Consider the following 16,301-nt stretch of genomic DNA (forward strand, 5'->3'; position numbering starts at 1 on the left):
GCTTTTAAACAGAGTTGCGGCGCAGAGCGTTTGGGTGGGACATCCTTTCAAATAGTGATTACTTAAGAGAGTTTTACCAAAGAATCGTACTGCCATCGTAGGCGAGAAAACTGCCGGAATCGTCCTTTGTCGTGTTAGTGATTAAATCGATCAGCTTCTCGGCGACAAACTCAGCGCTGAAAAGCTTGCCTTGAGGTACATTGGTTTGAAAGGGCTCAGAGAGTGGGGTGTCTGTTGTTCCGGGGTGGAGTGCCAGTACACACGCTTTCGGCAGGGTTCTACTCCATTCGACACTGATGCCTTTGATTACCATATTTAGGGCAGCCTTGGAGCTACGATAACTGTACCATCCTCCTAATTTATTGTCCGAAATACTACCGACACGGGCAGAGATGACAGCCAGTTTTGGCGACATGCTGGGCTTGAGGTTGGCGCCAAAGTGTTTCGCGAGCAGCAGCGTGGGAAGGGTATTGGTTGCTAAGCTTGTCATGAACCAATCGGGCTCGATGGATTTTAAGTTTTTTTCAGGCTGGTGGTTAGAGTCGTGTAGGATGCCGACGCAGTTAATTATCCAATCTAGACTGCCAATGGTTGCGCTTAATGACAAAAGCTGTGATTCATTAGTGACATCGAGTTGATGCCAATCAAGATCGGGAGCTTGCCAGTCAGGATGATGATTATGGTAGGTGGCAACGATCTGATTGTCTGTGTGTTGCGCCAGTCTTTTCACTATTGCCAGCCCAATGCCACCGCTGCCGCCTAATATTAGTATTTTCATTGGTCACCTCGCTACATCCCATAGACTCATATAAGCAATTTACGAAGTAATACTGTAATTAGCTCAAACAAAAAGAGCCCAATGGGATTGAGCTCTCTGTATTAGGTCTTTTGTGACAAGAGGCTTATTTGTCTAGTTTTTCACCTAGGACATCTTCAAGGCGTGCTTTCCAAATTGCCAGTGCCAGTGCAGGTGTGCGCAGTACTTGAGGGGTTGGAATCCATTTATGTTTGATCTTCGAGAAAACATCAAAGCGCTCTGCGTTGCCCGCCATTGCTTCAGCAACCACTTTACCTGCAATGTTGGTTAGACCCACACCGTGACCAGTGTAGCCATGCGCGACGTAAACATCGTTTCCTAGGTGGTCAATTTGTGGCATGTATTCGCGGGTTACGGTGAACAGACCACCCCAGTGGTATTCCATTCTAACGTCATCAAGCTGTGGGAATACTTTCACCATGCGTTGGCGTAGGCGTTCCATTGAATCTTTGTATTCAAGGTTAAATGGGTGGTTAACGCCACCAAACAAGATGCGTCCATCAGGTGTTGGGCGCATGTAGTCGAGACTGTTTTTAATGTCAGAGATAGCCATCATGTTAGTGATAGGTTGGCGGTCGCCAAGCTGCTCAGTCACGGCAATGTAGGATGCGACAGGTAGCACGACACTTTGTGCTTTGCGGTTTAAACCATCAAGGTATGCATTACAAGCAAGTAGGATAAATTTCGATTTAACACGACCTTTCGGTGTAACTACCGTGTGTGGCTTACCTTTTTGCAGTTTAACTGCTGGGGTGTGCTCGAATACTTGCGCGCCAAGGTCAATCGCTGCTTTCGCCAAGCCTAGCGTGTAGTTTAGAGGGTGCATATGTGCACTGTTGGTATCGTGCAAGCCGCCCAAGTAGCGCTCAGTATTGGCAACTTGGTTGATTTTCTCTTTATCCCACCATGACGCGCTAGGGTAGTTATAGTGACCTTGCTTTAGCTCATGCCATGATTTCAGCTCTTTTTCGTGTGCTTTGGTTAGCGCAACTTCGATATAACCTTGTTGGAAATCACAGTCGATATTGAACTCTTTTACGCGATCACGCGCTATGTCGATAGCCTCAACAGACAAGTCCCAAAGCTCTTTGCCCCATTTGTTTCCGTAGGTTTCATCAACCTCACGTAGACCTAGGCAATAACCCACCAAACATTGACCGCCGTTACGACCAGAACCACCCCATGCAAGGCGCTTTGATTCTAGAACAGCGACAGTGTAGCCACGTTGACGAAGTTCAATCGCAGCGTTAAGACCTGTCATACCACCGCCAATAATACACACGTCAACATCGATATCTTGTGTTAACTCTGGTTGTAGGGGCAGTGGATTAATCGTTGCTTGGTAGTAGCTATCGATATATTCGTTTTGAACCGACATTTAATAAATTCCGTAGGGTAATAGGATAATAGTTCACAAAACCAGTAAAAAACTGATGAAAAAAATATTTTCTCATGTTTCCATATGCGCGGCAAGTGACTGATTGTTCTGTAAAAACAGCAATTGTTCGTTTGTTAGCAGTGGTGAGTTAATTAAGTTAATTCATCTTTAAGAAATTATTTTCATAGAGTTTTGTATAAAAATGAAAAAAGCAACAGTTTATTACTGGTTTAATGATCGCTTCTTGCAGTGTTTCTGCGTTCAGTGTGACCGCGGGTGAGCGCATGCTGAACGTATACAACTGGGCTGAATATCTGCCAGTGGACGTAATTAAAGCGTTTGAAAAAGAGTATGACGTGACCGTCAACTACTCGACTTTCGAAAACAATGAAGCCATGTACACCAAGTTAAAGCTACTCGATAGCAAAGGGTACGATGTAGCATTTGCCTCAACTTATATCATCGCAAAGATGGGTCGAGAGGGAATGTTGGCGGATATCGATAAAGCTCAGCTTTCTCACCTTAAAGATGTGACTCCAAGTCTACTCAATCAATCATTTGATCCGAACAACCAATACTCAGTCCCATACGTTTGGGGTGTGACGGGTATTGCCTATAATGGCGACTACTACCAAGCAAGTGACGTACAAAGCTGGAGCGACCTGTGGAACGACGAGTTCCGTCAGCAAGTGATGCTTTTAGATGATGTACGTGATGTATTTGGTATGGCGCTAAAATCTTTGGGCTACAGCATCAACTCCACTAACGAAAATGAAATCAAACAGGCATACCAACGCTTGCGCGAACTAAAACCAAACGTAGTGGTGTATAACTCTGATGCGCCTCAAGTTCCTTTTGTGACAGGTGAAGTCACCGCGGGTATGCAGTGGAATGGTAATGCCTATTTAGGGCGTGAAGAACTGCCAGAACTGGGTTTCGTCTACCCACAAGAGGGGGCGATTTTATGGATGGACAACTTTGTGATTCCGAAAGGTTCTGCGCACAAAGAACTTGCCCACCAGTTCATCAACTTTATCCTGCGCCCAGAAAACCAAGCTGAAATCGTTAAAACGTTAGGCTATCAAGCGCCAAGCAAAGCGGCAAAACAACATCTACCAGTGGAAATGCAAAATGATCCGCTGATCTTCCCTGATGACGCTTTGATCTCGAATGGTGAATTTACTAATGATATCGGCACATTTGCCGAGGTTTATCAGAAGTACTGGCAAAAACTTAAGAGCTAGTTAGTTACTTAAGAGTGAATCATTACTGAAGCCTCGCATTGTCGGGGCTTTTTTGTTGGTGTTATATCTTTTTAACGCTAAATCTCAAGGTTTAGTCGCGAGCAAAATGCCGAAGGCAAACAGACCGAGACCGCATGCTTGATTTAATCGCTTCTTGGTTTTTTGTAATAGTGCGCCAAGAAATTCGGAAGTAAATAAGGTAGCGACAAAACAAAACCATACCGCGTGCATCAAGATCATATAAACGCCGTAAATGAGTGCATTGCTTAAGCTGCCACCATCAAGTGCGAATACTTGGCTAAAAATACTCAAGAAAAACAGCATGGTTTTAGGGTTGAGTAGATTGCAAAGCAGCCCTTGAGCAAAATATTGCTTGCTGCTTAGCTCGGCATTAAATTCACTTGGCGCTGCGTCTTCGCTACTTGCATTGAAGAATCCTTTTACACCAAGGTAAATCAAGTAAGCAGAACCACAGTAACGAATTAGCTCAAATAGCCATACATTTTGTGAAATTAAGTAACTGATTCCTAGCACGCTGTAAGCGATATGAACGCTAATAGCTGCGCTAATTCCAAGCGCTGTCACGATGCCTGCCTTGCGCCCTTGATTCAAACTGTTTTTTAGTACGAGAACAAAGTCAGCTCCTGGACTTATGACGATTAATAGACCTAATAAGGCAAGAGTCATGGCTTCCATTTTAAATCCTCAAGTAATTGGTATTGGTTAGATGGGCTGTATGCTAATCTGAAACTGAAATTTTAATAATCGAAACGATTTCTGAAAAAATGTGAGGAAAATTCACGGATGAGGCATTTGAAAGCGTTCCATGTATTTCATGTGGCGGCTAATTCAAGCAGCTATACAGAGGCAGCGGATAAACTGAATCTTACCCATGGCGCTGTAAGCAAACAGATCAAGACATTAGAGGAATACCTTTCTCAGTCTCTATTTTTTAAGAGTGGTCGTAATGTTTTGTTAACAAAGCAAGGTGAAACGTTAGCGCGTTATACTTCTGCCGCGTTTATGGAATTGGAGCGTGGCGTTGAGACGCTGACAAAAACACAGCAATACCTTGAAGTGTCATGTGAGCCGACTCTAACCATGCGCTGGTTAATGTCTCGAATTACGGAGTTCAATGAACTGCATGAGACTGATGTGAGACTTTCTACATCCGGTGGACCGGTGACCTTGGGCTCGACAACTGGGCTATCGCTCGCGATCCGCCGTGATGATTTCGAGATTGACCCGAATTACGTAAAAATTCCTTTGGTAGAAGAGTGGGTAGGGTTGGTGTGCTCTCCTGACTATTGGCAGCAAGTTAATGGGAGTTTACAGCAAGCTAAGTTGTTACACAGTCAAACCCGACCGGATGCATGGCGAGATTGGATGCGCATAAGCGGTCAGTCTTTATTTCAAGGTAACCAAAGTCAAACTTTTGGGCATTTCTATTTTTGTTTGCAGGCGGCAGTTGATGGCTTGGGTATGGCGATAGGCTCTTATCCATTAATTGTTGATGATCTTAAACGTGGAAACTTAGTCGCGCCGTTTGGCTTCGTGCTATCAGGGCACAATTACGTACTAATCAGCCAAGATAAACTGGTTGATGAACTCGAAATTGCTTTTTTGACATGGCTGGGTGCTAATATGCATCAATGCATACCAAAGCCGGAAGGTAAAGATTAGCCGCATTCATCAAAGCTAATGTTTATCAGTACGTCTTTCCGACGCTCGAGAAAAGTAATTGCTTAAATCTTAAGTTGGCGTATTGGGTATATAAGTTGGCGTTATTGGTCGAGTTTCATCAATACAAATTGCGTAAATTGTCTTCATCGAATCGTAAGGCGAAGAGCAAGGTTGTGAAGTGAATCAACCTAACTTCTTCAAAGTAGGTGAAATTTATGCAAATCAATAATCTAAAACGTCGCGAGTTTTTTAAGGTGCTGGGTGCAGGGGCGGCGACTGCAGCAGCGGTATCCTTGCCAGTTGGCGCGACGAGTTCTCATGCCGCACCAATTGATTTTAGAACGCCAGAACAACCTTTAGATGGTACGGCGATGGCGGAACTGGTGCGTAGTAAAAAAGTAACGCCTAAAGAGCTGGTTCAAGAAGCAATTTATAAAATTAATAAGACCAATCAGCAAGTCAATGCTGTGGTGTCAGAATGCTTTGATCTCGCGCTAGAGCGCGCCGATTCAATCAATCCTAACTCGCCATTTGCAGGTGTCCCGTTATTAGCCAAAGATTGTGTCGATGTTGAAGGATTGGATTGCACTTTAGGCTCATTGCTTAACAAAGGTCGTCGTCCTGAAGAGACATCATGGTTTATCCGCGCCGCGCATAACGCGGGGTTAAACACCATTGGCATGAGCAACATTCCTGAGATGATGACCTTGGGCTGCACACAAAATCCACTCTATGGTGCGACGCGTAACCCTTGGGATCTTGCTAAAGGCGTGCACTCTTCAACCGGTGGTGGAGCGGCGGCGATCGCCGCAGGCTATACACCAATTATCCACTCGACTGATGGTGGTGGTTCATCGCGCATGCCCGCTTCCGCTACAGGCATTTTTGGCTACAAACCTAGCCGTGATCAACTGATCACTGGCTTAAGCAACGGCTCGACGCAAGAAGACTTTACTCACCAGTCTTTTATGTCTCGTACTGTACGAGATACGGCTTTAGCGATATCAGTGACTGAAAATCATATTAAAGATGGTTTTGATACCCCTTTTGCGCGCACGGCAATAGGCATGGTGCATCGCCCGTTAAATCGCCAAATTCGCGTCGGTGTGACTATGCGTGACATTCATGGACGCTTGCCAGATACGCCAACGCAACTCGCGATTAAATCGACGGTTGAGCTATTGGAGCAATTGGGGCATATCGTGGTTGAGGTCGATCAACCCGTAAATAACGCTGAACAATTTATGTTTAGTTATATGGGTGTATTTGGTAACAAAATGGCGCAGTTCGCTAGTCAGTTTGACGCTTTAGGTAAGCCGTTAGAATCAATGCCTGAGTTGGTTAGTGATAATGTCACTTATCTTGCCCGCACCATGCAGCTACGCGTGGAGAAAAATCCAAACTTGTACCAGCAATCACAGCAGGAGTGTCATCAGTTTGCGCTTAAACACAATCATGAGTTTTTCAAAAACATCGATGTGTGGCTAACACCATGTACTCATCATGTACCAAAAGATATTAGTTATTTTGATCAAAAACAGCACTCAGGTGAAGAGATTTGGTTGCGTTCAGAAAGGTTGATGTCTTACACGCCAATAGAAAATGTGGCAGGCAATCCTGTTATGTCAGTGCCGTTATATTGGAGCAAAGATAATATGCCTGTGGGCAGCCATTTTTCTGCGGCGCGAGGCAATGATCGATTGTTGTTTGAGTTAGCCTACCAACTAGAGGCAGCTCGACCTTGGTCGGATAAAAAAGCGCCAATCTACCTCTAACTAAAACATCTTAAACATAAAGCGCTCTAATCACCAACAACAATGTGTGGAAATAACGCTATGCCGCTTGGGCGCTAGCGTGGTTTCTTTACGTCCTAAATTTAAGGTTAATTAATGAAAGCAGCATGTTTTAACTTGGTTTTGCTCTCTTTGTTCACTTGTTCCGCAAACGCGGCTTTAGCGCCAGAGCAAGGCTTGAGCGGCAATATTACTGTTTTATCTGGGGTTACTTCGAATTCAAGTAACCTTAATGTGAAACAAGATAACCAGCAAACAGCAGCGGATCTCGCATCAAAAGGCAGTGATGAAGCAAGTATCACTGCTGGGCTTCTTGGTTCTTTGCAATACACTTTTGGTGATTCCCTCGATAAGCAGCTCTTTATGGGGACCTCCCGTGAAGATATCGTGACTGGTTCGCTGGCGTTTGAATTGGGTTATCGCCAACAACTAGCGGGTGGCACCATAGTTGATATTGCAGTGCTGCCAACGCTAATCTCTGGTGAAGTTTGGGATGATCCGTATGCAGTCGAGCAATCAAGAAACAAAACCGATTTGTCGGGCAACGTCTATCGTTTGCAGTTAACCAGCATCGTGGGTTCGAACTTTGATATTGATATGGCGGCGGGGGAATCAGATGTTGATGAGGAACGCACTGGAACTAAAGGTCTCGATCTAACGCAGCAGCAGCGAGATCTATTAACACGCGAGCGCAAATATTATTATTTTAAAACCGCCTATCGCCATGTAATACCGCAACAACAAGCGATGTTGATACCATCTCTTAACGTTTTTGCATCAGACTCTGAAGGGGATGCGCTTTCTTTCATGAGTTATGGAGGAGAAGTGAGCTATGCACGCAGAATTAACCAGCATGGTTTTGTACTAACAGCGAGCGCGGCATGGCGAGACTATGATGCAGAAAACCCTATTTTTGCACAGACACGTCAAGATAAAGATTTTGGGTTATTCCTCGCTTATGAATATGCCAATATCTGGGGCTACAAAGACTGGTCGTTGGTATCATTTGTTGGTGCACAAACTACACGCTCAAATATCGATTATTATCAGTCAGAACAATACATCATGTCCGTGGGTTTAGATTACAAGTTTTAAACTTGGTGCGCGTAGCAACTTAGATCTTAACGCAATGCGCTTTGAGGTCGACTTGGTTACACTATCATCAAAACCTCAAGCTTTGATGAACAGTAATGAAGACCACGGAGTTTAGCATTCAATTACCGATATTTTGGTTTAAAACCTTTGATGCGGCGCTTAAGCGAAAGTTTGGCGAAAGTCGCAAGTTTTGGGGCGATGATGAGCAGTACCAAGCATTATGTTTAGCTAACTCAGTGTCCGCATATCAACTTGAGCACGCGGTGGCGCAAGTTTACCAATGTCATGGCGAAGAGCTAATCGAGTGTTTTAGTCTAACCGCCGAGCATTTTGATGAAATTGAGCTGGGAGCGCCAGTACTGGCGATGTTAACGGCTCCAACACTGACTCGTTTTTGTGAGCTACTTTGTCGTTACTCTATTCATATCCATCCACTTTTAAAATTGATATGTCGAGAAACAGAGCAAGGGGAGTTGGAGCTATGGACAGTCACACACGAGTTTGTGGACGAAATAACCTTAGTCAGTCATCTCAGTTTAGGGTTGTATTTGAGTGTGATCCTCAAGTTGATCCGCAGTTACTGTAAAAATGCGAATTTGCGTCTACCCATTCATATTAATCGCATCACCATTGATAAAGATGTGACGCCGCAGTTCGAGCGTATTTTTAACGTTGAAGTACGTACGGGTTATCCTGCTCGCTACTTCTTATTCAGTAAAGCATTAGTCGATAAGACTCATCGCCAGTTTGATCCTAATTTGCATGAGCAATTACAACTATTAGCTGAAAAACAAACCGAAAGCGTGGCGCAAAGCAGCTTCTTGTATAAAGTAAATAAGGTTTTGCAAAGTAAAGAAGTGAATATGATTAGCTTGGAAAGTGTCGCCGCTGAGCTAAACATGAGCCCACGCACCTTAAACCGACGTTTACAGCAAGAAGGGGTGAGTTTTCGCCGTCTGTATGACAAATATCGCCTAGAGCAGAGCTTAAAAATGCTCAATCAAGATAATCTTAGTGTCACTTACATTGCTCACGAACTAGGTTTTTCAGATTCCAGTGCTTTCAGTCGCGCTTTTAAACGTTGGACAGGCGAATCTCCCAAGCAGAAAGTAAGTTAATGGTTAAGCGTCAGTTAACCGGAAAAGCAGAAAATGATGAAACCTATAAGCCTTGTTCGCCAACAATTTGATTCGTTGGGATACCCAAATCATCCTGTGACTACCAGCCAAATTCGCCGCGTCTCAGCGCAAGTATTTCGACAACTCGAGAGCAAAGATATCGAGTCTGTTTTAGAACAATGTGAAATTTTACTGGCAACTCAAGACTGGGCTTGTGGTGTTGTTGCTTATGACTGGGCGTTTCGGGTTCGTAAGCAATATACAGAGGCGACGTTTGAGGTGTTTGAGCGTTGGTTGTTTACCTATATTAAAGGCTGGGGAGATTGCGACGATTTTTGCACGCACGCCTTTGGTGAATTATTGGCGCAGAATAACGCGTTATTTCCGCGAGTACTTCAGTGGGTAGAACATCCTAATTTTGCCGTACAAAGATCGGCAGCAGTGATACTGATCTACCCGATAAACAAAGGTCGAGACAGCGGCTTAAAGCCATTATTGGTCGCTGATAAGTTGATGGGAAGCGATCATCATTTAGTTCAAAAAGGCTATGGGTGGATGTTAAAAGTACTCAGCCGGCATCAACCCCAAATGGTGATTGACTACCTGCGTCTTAAACATAAGCAGATGCCAAGAACTGCTTTTCGCTATGCTATCGAAAAGCTAGATAAGACGACTAAAAGCCAATTAATGTCTTTGAACTGATGTTTATACCCAAGTGGCTTCAAGATGCAGGATTCAGAGCGTTGCCATTGATTCGAGTTCAAGGAAAACAACCCTGCTCTTTCCAAGTTGTTTGACGCAGCAATCGGGTCAATGACACGCTCCCAAAGGGCGAGTTGACTTGGTTTGTATACTTTGTTGTCGATTTTTGATTTAGACCCACTAGACCTTTAAATCGCCGCCGCGTCTACAAACCAAGTCATTCTCGCTGAACCTAGCATCTCGAGGTTACTTGGGGATAAGTATAAAAATGGAACTAAGTTCTATTATTGAGGTTTATTTGTGATTTTTTGCCCAATTTTATCGTGGTTAATAAGGTTGTTTGTATTTAAAAATGTTCATTAAATTAATTGGTTAGGTAAGAATTTTTCATATTTTGAAATCTAAGTGTATCAAAATGTGACATTGAGCCATGGAATGACTTTTAGTTCCTTTATTGCCTCGAGTTATAAGTGCGTGGGCAGTATATTCATCGGTAAATAGGTTGATAGTTCGGTTTTAATCCTATTTGGCTGTGGTCTTAAGTGAGTTAATGCTGCATTTGACCGCTCTGTCGTAATACCGTTGATGAGTATCGCAATGATCAAAAAAGCCCTTTTAGCCAGTGCCATTGGTGCGCTGCTTCCTGCTCAGAGTGTGATGGCAGGAGAAGATATTCGCATCACGATGATGCAAGAGATGGCAAAAAAAATTGAAGCCCGTGTTAATCAGGTCAATCAGTTGGCGCAAAATCCTGACAATTGGGAAGAACGTAATGGTCGACGTTTCTTGCGTTTTGGCGAATACCTATATCCAATGACGCCGGATAACAAACCATTATTTATGCCGTTTGTTCTAGGTTCATCGTACGAAGAAAATGTGGCTTATGCAGACCGTTCTGCGGAAGCAATGTTTGACTTTGTTAAAGCTCCTTGGCGTTTAACCAATGAGCAGGATGGCGTGTATGTTTATCATGATCAGTTTGGACAGAACTACTTAGAGTGGATCGAGAACGACAAACTATGTAGCGTGCGTTACCTTGCAGGCAGTGGAGTCAGCACGACTAACCAAGATTGTAAACCTTTTGACGAAAAGCAAACCGATGCGATTGGTTTCATTGATGATCTTGAGGTAACCAACCATCTAGCAGGCACTTTTGCTGCGCAAATTCGTTTTGTACAAAACCAAACTTCAGAGCCATATGGAAACGCAGAAAAATCTCAGCAAAAATTAGTCACACATCGTGAAGCTTTGTTAGTGGTTACGCCTGAGAAAGAAAGTCTCGATGAGAAAAGTATCCTTGTCTACATCTACAAAGATGGTCAGCTGTTAGAAAAACGTGTTCTAAATAACCCTTCTCAGCTACTAAGTGCTGACCGTACAGTAGAAGATGAACGACCTGACATTCTGTACTCGAAGCGCTCTTACTCTACGGTACTGCCTTGGAACTATGTTGAAAAAGGTTTGAGCCTGCGCTTTGAAACTTATGATATGCGTGAAGGTGAACTAGCAGCAGACAGCATCGAGTTTGGTGCGCCAATGCATGTAGAGATGCCTATGGTACGCATTGGTATGCTCACTGAGCCACCTGCGGCTAAGCCTTTAGAAACGCGTATGGCAAACCACGGTTCAGAGTTGTTCCAACGTTTCCCACTTGCGACCATGACTATCAGCCCATACTTACCGGTTAAGTTAGATAAAGTGGTTACCGCGTACGGTGAGGTGGAAGAGGAATACAGTCAGTTTGATAAACCTGATGTGTACTCAGGTGATATGCGCGAGAACATCACCAAATCGTTGATTCAGACAGGTATCAACAACGCAAACTTTGGTGTGCCAAGCACCGCGGGTACTCACCAATGGCAGCCTGCTAATTTTCCAACGGTGGTGATCGGTCACTCAATCGGTCGTTACCTTAACAAGAAAGGCGAGGTTGTCGATGTCACCCACGGTCTATCTGGTGGTAACGGCATGGCGCTGTTAGTCGACTCTACGGGTAACGAAGTGACTCATGAAGTTGGTCACGCATTTAGTCTATGGCACTGGCCTGGTGGTCCGGATGTGTACTACCACAGCACGACAAGTGGCTGGGGTTATGATGCCTACCGTGGACGTATGTCCGATAACATCGTTTGGTATAACCGCGGTTATGATGATCGTAACTTTAAAGGGCTTGTTGGCTATCAAAAAGACCCAATGGCGGGTGGTGACTTTGACTCAAGTGCGAGCAGCTATCCACTGTTTACTGGCTATACATCAAAAGTGACCCAAGACTATCTGACAGGGCATGACCTACTGGATATGTCTACCGAGTCAGGCTTTACTCATTGGGATGAAAATACCCAAACGATGGTTGAGGTTGAACAAACCACTAAGCTTAAGCCGCGTGTGTCTGGTGTCGATGTCATGACCATGGTGGGCTACTACGATCCGATCAAACAAAATTTAAGCTACATTTATCCACCTATGTATGGTGCATCAGGTAATGTATTTGATTTACCACAGCCACAAGTGGGTCAATGTTGGGCTGAAGTGAGTTACGCAGGTGGTAAGCTTGAAAAAGTGGCGCTGGATGGTCGTCGTTTAGATGGCAACATGAGTAACAAATTCCACATTAACTTAGAGCGTGCTGCTAACCCTGAAAGTATGACGATTTTCTGTCCAGAGCGTCTACTGGAAGATGTGGTTCGTGATGCAATTTTGGCGGATGTCGATCAAGAGCGATTCTTCGATTGGGGTGAAAACAACCGAAATGGTAACCCTGGCGATGTGTTCCATTACCATCGCAATGGTCGAATTGAGCTGTTTGAATTGCAAAACCACCATTACTGGTATTTCCCTGACAGCGGTCAATCGAATGGTGAATGGAAGTTCATCGGTTACTTTGATGATCTAGTGGACCAATATGTCGAGGAGCAACAGCCAAGCTATGGCGACTTTGGTAAGGTTGAACTAACTACTCGCCAATTTGACATGAGTGATGAATATCCGCAGCGTGCAGTAAGCTTTGGTAAAGATTATGACGGTTATGCGCAAGGTGTTGAAGATACCTTAACGTTTGCTCAGATTAGTCAACTGCATAATATTGATTACGCAAGCGTAGCGGAATTTGATCGTGCAGTGCTAGCGCAAGTACAGTATCAATTATTTGGTCAAAACGCTTCCGTACTCTCTGCGACGCAAATGGAATCAGGCTTCGTTGGTGCACTATTTGCTCAAAGCAACCCTGAGACTGGTACTCGTGACTACTTTATGATGAAACGAGTTAACGCAGGGGCAATGCCGTCAGATCAGTTGTCTAACCAAGATTGGAAATATCTCGGCAGTGCAGAGACTTATGTTAACTTTGACCTAAACCCGATCCGTGTGGAGCGTAAAGGATTAGATCATAGTGCGCGTCTTAAAGCTTACTACGGTGTTGAAGAAGTACTCACTGTAGAGCAAGCAGGCATAACAAGTACGCCATACCAGTTGTTCAAGACTAGATTGAAAGATGGTCAGCAAGGGTATTTCTTACAAAAGACAGCTGGTGTTGTAACCCAGATGCCTAATGGCGAGTTCTCTAACGCCGAGTGGCATTTTGTTGGCAGCGACAACTCGTTAAATGAAACGCTTAGCCGTTGGTTAGACCGCGATGAGTTTGAGCAAGATGTGGTGAATTGGTACCGTCAAGATGCACTCGGTGTATATGGTGATACAGGTAAAGTGGGCGATGTATTCTTGTATGATTTTCATGATGGTAAGCGTCATTACTATCAACTGAAAACGGATGGATACGGTTACTTCCCATGGCCGGATAAACCAAACATGGATGATTGGAGCAACCATAACTGGCAATACTTAACGTCGTTTTAAGTAGTAGTTTGAAGCAAGCCCTCGCACTGAGCGAGGGCTTTATTTTATCTGCAATATTTTATTTGGACTGATGAAGCTGATGCTACAAATCGAATCGGTCGGCATTCATCACTTTGACCCAAGCTGCGACAAAATCAGCAACGAATTTACCTTGGTTGTCATCTTGGGCATAGAGCTCGGCATAAGAGCGCAATACCGAATTTGAGCCAAAGATCAAATCAACCCGTGATGCAATCCATTTAGTACTGCCAGAGGCGCGCTCACGAATCTCATACAAGCCGTTGTCAGCAGGGTGCCATGTGTAGTTCATGTCGGTTAAGTTGACGAAGAAGTCTTGGCTTAATGCGCCGACTCGATCGGTCAATACACCGGTCTGACTGCCACCATAGTTGGTACCAAGTACGCGCATACCACCGACGAGCACCGTCATTTCAGCGGCAGTAAGCTGCATCAATTGGCTGCGTTCTAGTAGTAACTCTTCAGCCGTGACTGCGTAGTCATCTTTGAGCCAGTTTCTAAAACCATCGTGGATCGGCTCCAAAACATCAAACGAGTGCTCGTCGGTCATTTCCGGCGCAGCATCCCCGCGACCTTGAGCAAACGGCACGCTAATACTCAGTCCTGCATTAGACGCTGCTTTTTCTATCCCTACACAACCGCCAAGAACAATTAAATCAGCAAGGCTGATTGGTGAACCGAGGCTGGCTTTAATCGATTCGAGTTCAGCGAGCACGTGAGCAAGTCTTTCAGGCTCGTTACCTTGCCAGTCTTTTTGTGGGGCTAGGCGAATGCGGGCACCGTTCGCGCCGCCTCGGCGGTCGGAACCACGATAAGTTCGGGCACTGTCCCATGCAGTTGTGATCAGATCACTAATAGATAGGTTACTGTTGAGAATGGCGAGTTTAAGGCTGTCGATGTTTTCATCACTGAGATGATAGCTAACACTTGGCACTGGATCTTGCCAAATCAGATCTTCTTTTGGTACATCTGCACCAAGGTAACGTGATTTTGGACCTAGGTCGCGATGAGTGAGCTTGAACCATGCTCGGGCAAACACATCGACAAAGTAGGCAGGGTCATCGCGAAAGCGCTCAGCTATTTTGCGATACTCAGGATCAAATTTAAGCGCCATATCGGCATCAGTCATCATTGGCTTACATTTGATGGTAGGGTCTTCTACATCGACGGGCATATCTTCTTCACTGATATTGACCGGTTCCCACTGTGCAGCGCCCGCCGGGCTCTTGGTCACCCACCAATCGTATTTAAATAGCAGTTCGAAATAGCCGTTGTCCCATTGGGTTGGATTTGTCGTCCAAGCACCTTCAACGCCACTGGTGACGGTGTTGCGCCCAATCCCACGCGAGGTTTTATTTAGCCAACCCAAACCTTGATCTTCAATTTCAGCCCCTTCGGGTTCTGGTCCTAACACGGAGGCATCGCCATTACCATGTGCTTTACCGACAGTATGTCCACCTGCGGTTAGAGCAACTGTCTCTTCATCATTCATCGCCATTCGAGCGAAGGTGATGCGCATATCGTGAGCCGTTTTGATTGGATCTGGTTTGCCGTCTACACCTTCAGGGTTGACATAAATTAAGCCCATCATCACCGCGGCGAGAGGGTTTTCTAAATCGCGCTCGCCAGAGTAGCGGTTATTCTCCCCGCCACTCGGTTGTAGCCACTCCTTCTCTGCGCCCCAATAAATGTCTTTCTCAGGATGCCAAATATCTTCTCGTCCGCCCGCAAATCCAAAGGTTTTAAAACCCATTGATTCATACGCCATGTTGCCCGCAAGAATAATCAGATCCGCCCATGAAATTTTATTGCCGTATTTTTTCTTGATTGGCCAGAGTAGGCGTCTTGCTTTGTCGAGGTTACCGTTATCTGGCCAACTATTGAGCGGGGCAAACCTCTGGTTGCCGCGACTCGCTCCGCCGCGTCCATCAGCAATACGATAAGTCCCTGCTGAGTGCCAAGCCATGCGGATCATCAAGCCGCCATAGTGCCCCCAATCTGCCGGCCACCAATCTTGGCTATCGGTCATAAAGGCTTTGAGATCTTTTTTCAGCTCCTCGAGATCGAGTGAGTTAAATGCCTCAGCATAGTCAAAGGCTGCGTCCATTGGGTCGGTTTTATTGTCGTGCTGGTGGAGTATGTCGAGATTCAAGGTTTTCGGCCACCAGTTAAACTCCGCAGCCTGCTGATTTGTGTTTGCGCCATGCATTACAGGGCACTTGGATTGGTTCGATTTATCACTCATTGCTTGCTCCCTGACTGGGTTGTTTTAACCAAGTTTAGTCAGCAGATGTAGGTTTCGCGTTAGTGGCGAGGTATTGCTTTTAAGGCGAATGCAAAGGAGTTGGGTTATAGATTTGAAAACATATTGATATTTAAAACAAAAGTAGATTTAGGGTCGATAAAGAAATAAAGCGGCTTCATTCTTATGGGTAATCTTAAGGTTCGTTCATTGGTTTAGCTGCATCAAACGTGGTGTGTGTTTGTTATCCATATGTTTTATCAAATAATTGATAGAAATCTCAAAATCAAACATATGCAAACTATTTTACGCAACAAGTTCAGTTTTTTCCTATGCTTATCAGTAGTGATATTGATCGA

Annotated in this window: 11 protein-coding genes; 7 read left to right on the plus strand and 4 right to left on the minus strand. The window is 44.8% G+C overall.

Going from position 1 to position 16,301, the window contains the following annotated elements:
* Positions 1-73: 73 nt before the first annotated feature.
* Complete coding sequence (locus tag GZN30_RS17195; protein ID WP_161987091.1) at positions 74-778, minus strand: SDR family oxidoreductase; 705 nt, start codon at positions 776-778, stop codon at positions 74-76.
* Positions 779-902: 124 nt separating this feature from the next.
* Positions 903-2,195 carry an NAD(P)/FAD-dependent oxidoreductase gene (locus tag GZN30_RS17200; RefSeq protein WP_075652322.1) on the minus strand — a complete coding sequence of 431 codons (1,293 nt, stop codon included), beginning with the start codon at positions 2,193-2,195 and terminating at the stop codon, positions 903-905.
* A 233-nt stretch (positions 2,196-2,428) separates the two neighbouring features.
* Between GZN30_RS17200 and GZN30_RS17205 the strand changes: the two genes are divergently transcribed.
* On the plus strand, positions 2,429-3,439 hold the full coding sequence (locus tag GZN30_RS17205; RefSeq protein WP_161987094.1) for an ABC transporter substrate-binding protein: 1,011 nt from the start codon (positions 2,429-2,431) through the stop codon (positions 3,437-3,439).
* 84 nt (positions 3,440-3,523) lie between these two features.
* Here GZN30_RS17205 and GZN30_RS17210 read toward each other — a convergent pair whose 3' ends face one another.
* A complete protein-coding gene (locus GZN30_RS17210; RefSeq protein ID WP_075648937.1) occupies positions 3,524-4,135 on the minus strand; it encodes a LysE family translocator in 612 nt (203 codons plus the stop codon).
* A 108-nt stretch (positions 4,136-4,243) separates the two neighbouring features.
* Here GZN30_RS17210 and GZN30_RS17215 point away from each other — a divergent pair, with 108 nt between their 5' ends.
* The 6 genes from GZN30_RS17215 to GZN30_RS17240 all read left to right on the plus strand — a co-directional run bounded on the left by GZN30_RS17215 (position 4,244) and on the right by GZN30_RS17240 (position 13,682).
* Entirely contained in the window at positions 4,244-5,122 is an 879-nt protein-coding gene (locus GZN30_RS17215) for a LysR substrate-binding domain-containing protein (RefSeq protein ID WP_075648938.1), read from the plus strand.
* Positions 5,123-5,337: 215 nt separating this feature from the next.
* Positions 5,338-6,897 (plus strand): amidase, encoded by a 1,560-nt coding sequence (locus tag GZN30_RS17220; protein ID WP_075648939.1) that lies wholly within the window; start codon positions 5,338-5,340, stop codon positions 6,895-6,897.
* 114 nt (positions 6,898-7,011) lie between these two features.
* The gene (locus tag GZN30_RS17225) at positions 7,012-8,010 is read left to right on the plus strand and encodes a DUF2860 family protein (RefSeq protein WP_075648940.1); all 999 of its coding nucleotides are present in this window, start codon (positions 7,012-7,014) and stop codon (positions 8,008-8,010) included.
* 95 nt (positions 8,011-8,105) lie between these two features.
* Positions 8,106-9,128, plus strand: a complete 1,023-nt coding sequence (locus GZN30_RS17230; protein WP_075648941.1) for a helix-turn-helix transcriptional regulator — start codon at positions 8,106-8,108, stop codon at positions 9,126-9,128.
* Positions 9,129-9,164: 36 nt separating this feature from the next.
* Positions 9,165-9,830 carry a DNA alkylation repair protein gene (locus GZN30_RS17235; protein ID WP_075648942.1) on the plus strand — a complete coding sequence of 222 codons (666 nt, stop codon included), beginning with the start codon at positions 9,165-9,167 and terminating at the stop codon, positions 9,828-9,830.
* Positions 9,831-10,427: 597 nt separating this feature from the next.
* Positions 10,428-13,682, plus strand: coding sequence for a M66 family metalloprotease (locus GZN30_RS17240; RefSeq protein WP_075648943.1), 3,255 nt, complete (start codon positions 10,428-10,430; stop codon positions 13,680-13,682).
* An 82-nt stretch (positions 13,683-13,764) separates the two neighbouring features.
* Here GZN30_RS17240 and katG read toward each other — a convergent pair whose 3' ends face one another.
* Entirely contained in the window at positions 13,765-15,945 is a 2,181-nt protein-coding gene (katG, locus tag GZN30_RS17245) for a catalase/peroxidase HPI (protein ID WP_075648944.1), read from the minus strand.
* Positions 15,946-16,301: the final 356 nt, after the last annotated feature.

Origin of the sequence: Vibrio ponticus (assembly GCF_009938225.1) — a bacterium.
Lineage (GTDB): Bacteria > Pseudomonadota > Gammaproteobacteria > Enterobacterales > Vibrionaceae > Vibrio > Vibrio ponticus.

What these genes read in the sequence shown, in the direction of transcription:
- GZN30_RS17205 (WP_161987094.1), top strand. Translation starts at nt 2,429, where the DNA reads ATGATCGCTTCTTGCAGTGTTTCTGCGTTCAGTGTGACCGCGGGTGAG.
- GZN30_RS17230 (WP_075648941.1), top strand. Translation starts at nt 8,106, where the DNA reads ATGAAGACCACGGAGTTTAGCATTCAATTACCGATATTTTGGTTTAAA.
- GZN30_RS17220 (WP_075648939.1), top strand. Translation starts at nt 5,338, where the DNA reads ATGCAAATCAATAATCTAAAACGTCGCGAGTTTTTTAAGGTGCTGGGT.
- GZN30_RS17240 (WP_075648943.1), top strand. Translation starts at nt 10,428, where the DNA reads ATGATCAAAAAAGCCCTTTTAGCCAGTGCCATTGGTGCGCTGCTTCCT.
- GZN30_RS17235 (WP_075648942.1), top strand. Translation starts at nt 9,165, where the DNA reads ATGAAACCTATAAGCCTTGTTCGCCAACAATTTGATTCGTTGGGATAC.
- GZN30_RS17225 (WP_075648940.1), top strand. Translation starts at nt 7,012, where the DNA reads ATGAAAGCAGCATGTTTTAACTTGGTTTTGCTCTCTTTGTTCACTTGT.
- katG (WP_075648944.1), bottom strand. Translation starts at nt 15,945, where the DNA reads ATGAGTGATAAATCGAACCAATCCAAGTGCCCTGTAATGCATGGCGCA.
- GZN30_RS17195 (WP_161987091.1), bottom strand. Translation starts at nt 778, where the DNA reads ATGAAAATACTAATATTAGGCGGCAGCGGTGGCATTGGGCTGGCAATA.
- GZN30_RS17210 (WP_075648937.1), bottom strand. Translation starts at nt 4,135, where the DNA reads ATGGAAGCCATGACTCTTGCCTTATTAGGTCTATTAATCGTCATAAGT.
- GZN30_RS17200 (WP_075652322.1), bottom strand. Translation starts at nt 2,195, where the DNA reads ATGTCGGTTCAAAACGAATATATCGATAGCTACTACCAAGCAACGATT.
- GZN30_RS17215 (WP_075648938.1), top strand. Translation starts at nt 4,244, where the DNA reads ATGAGGCATTTGAAAGCGTTCCATGTATTTCATGTGGCGGCTAATTCA.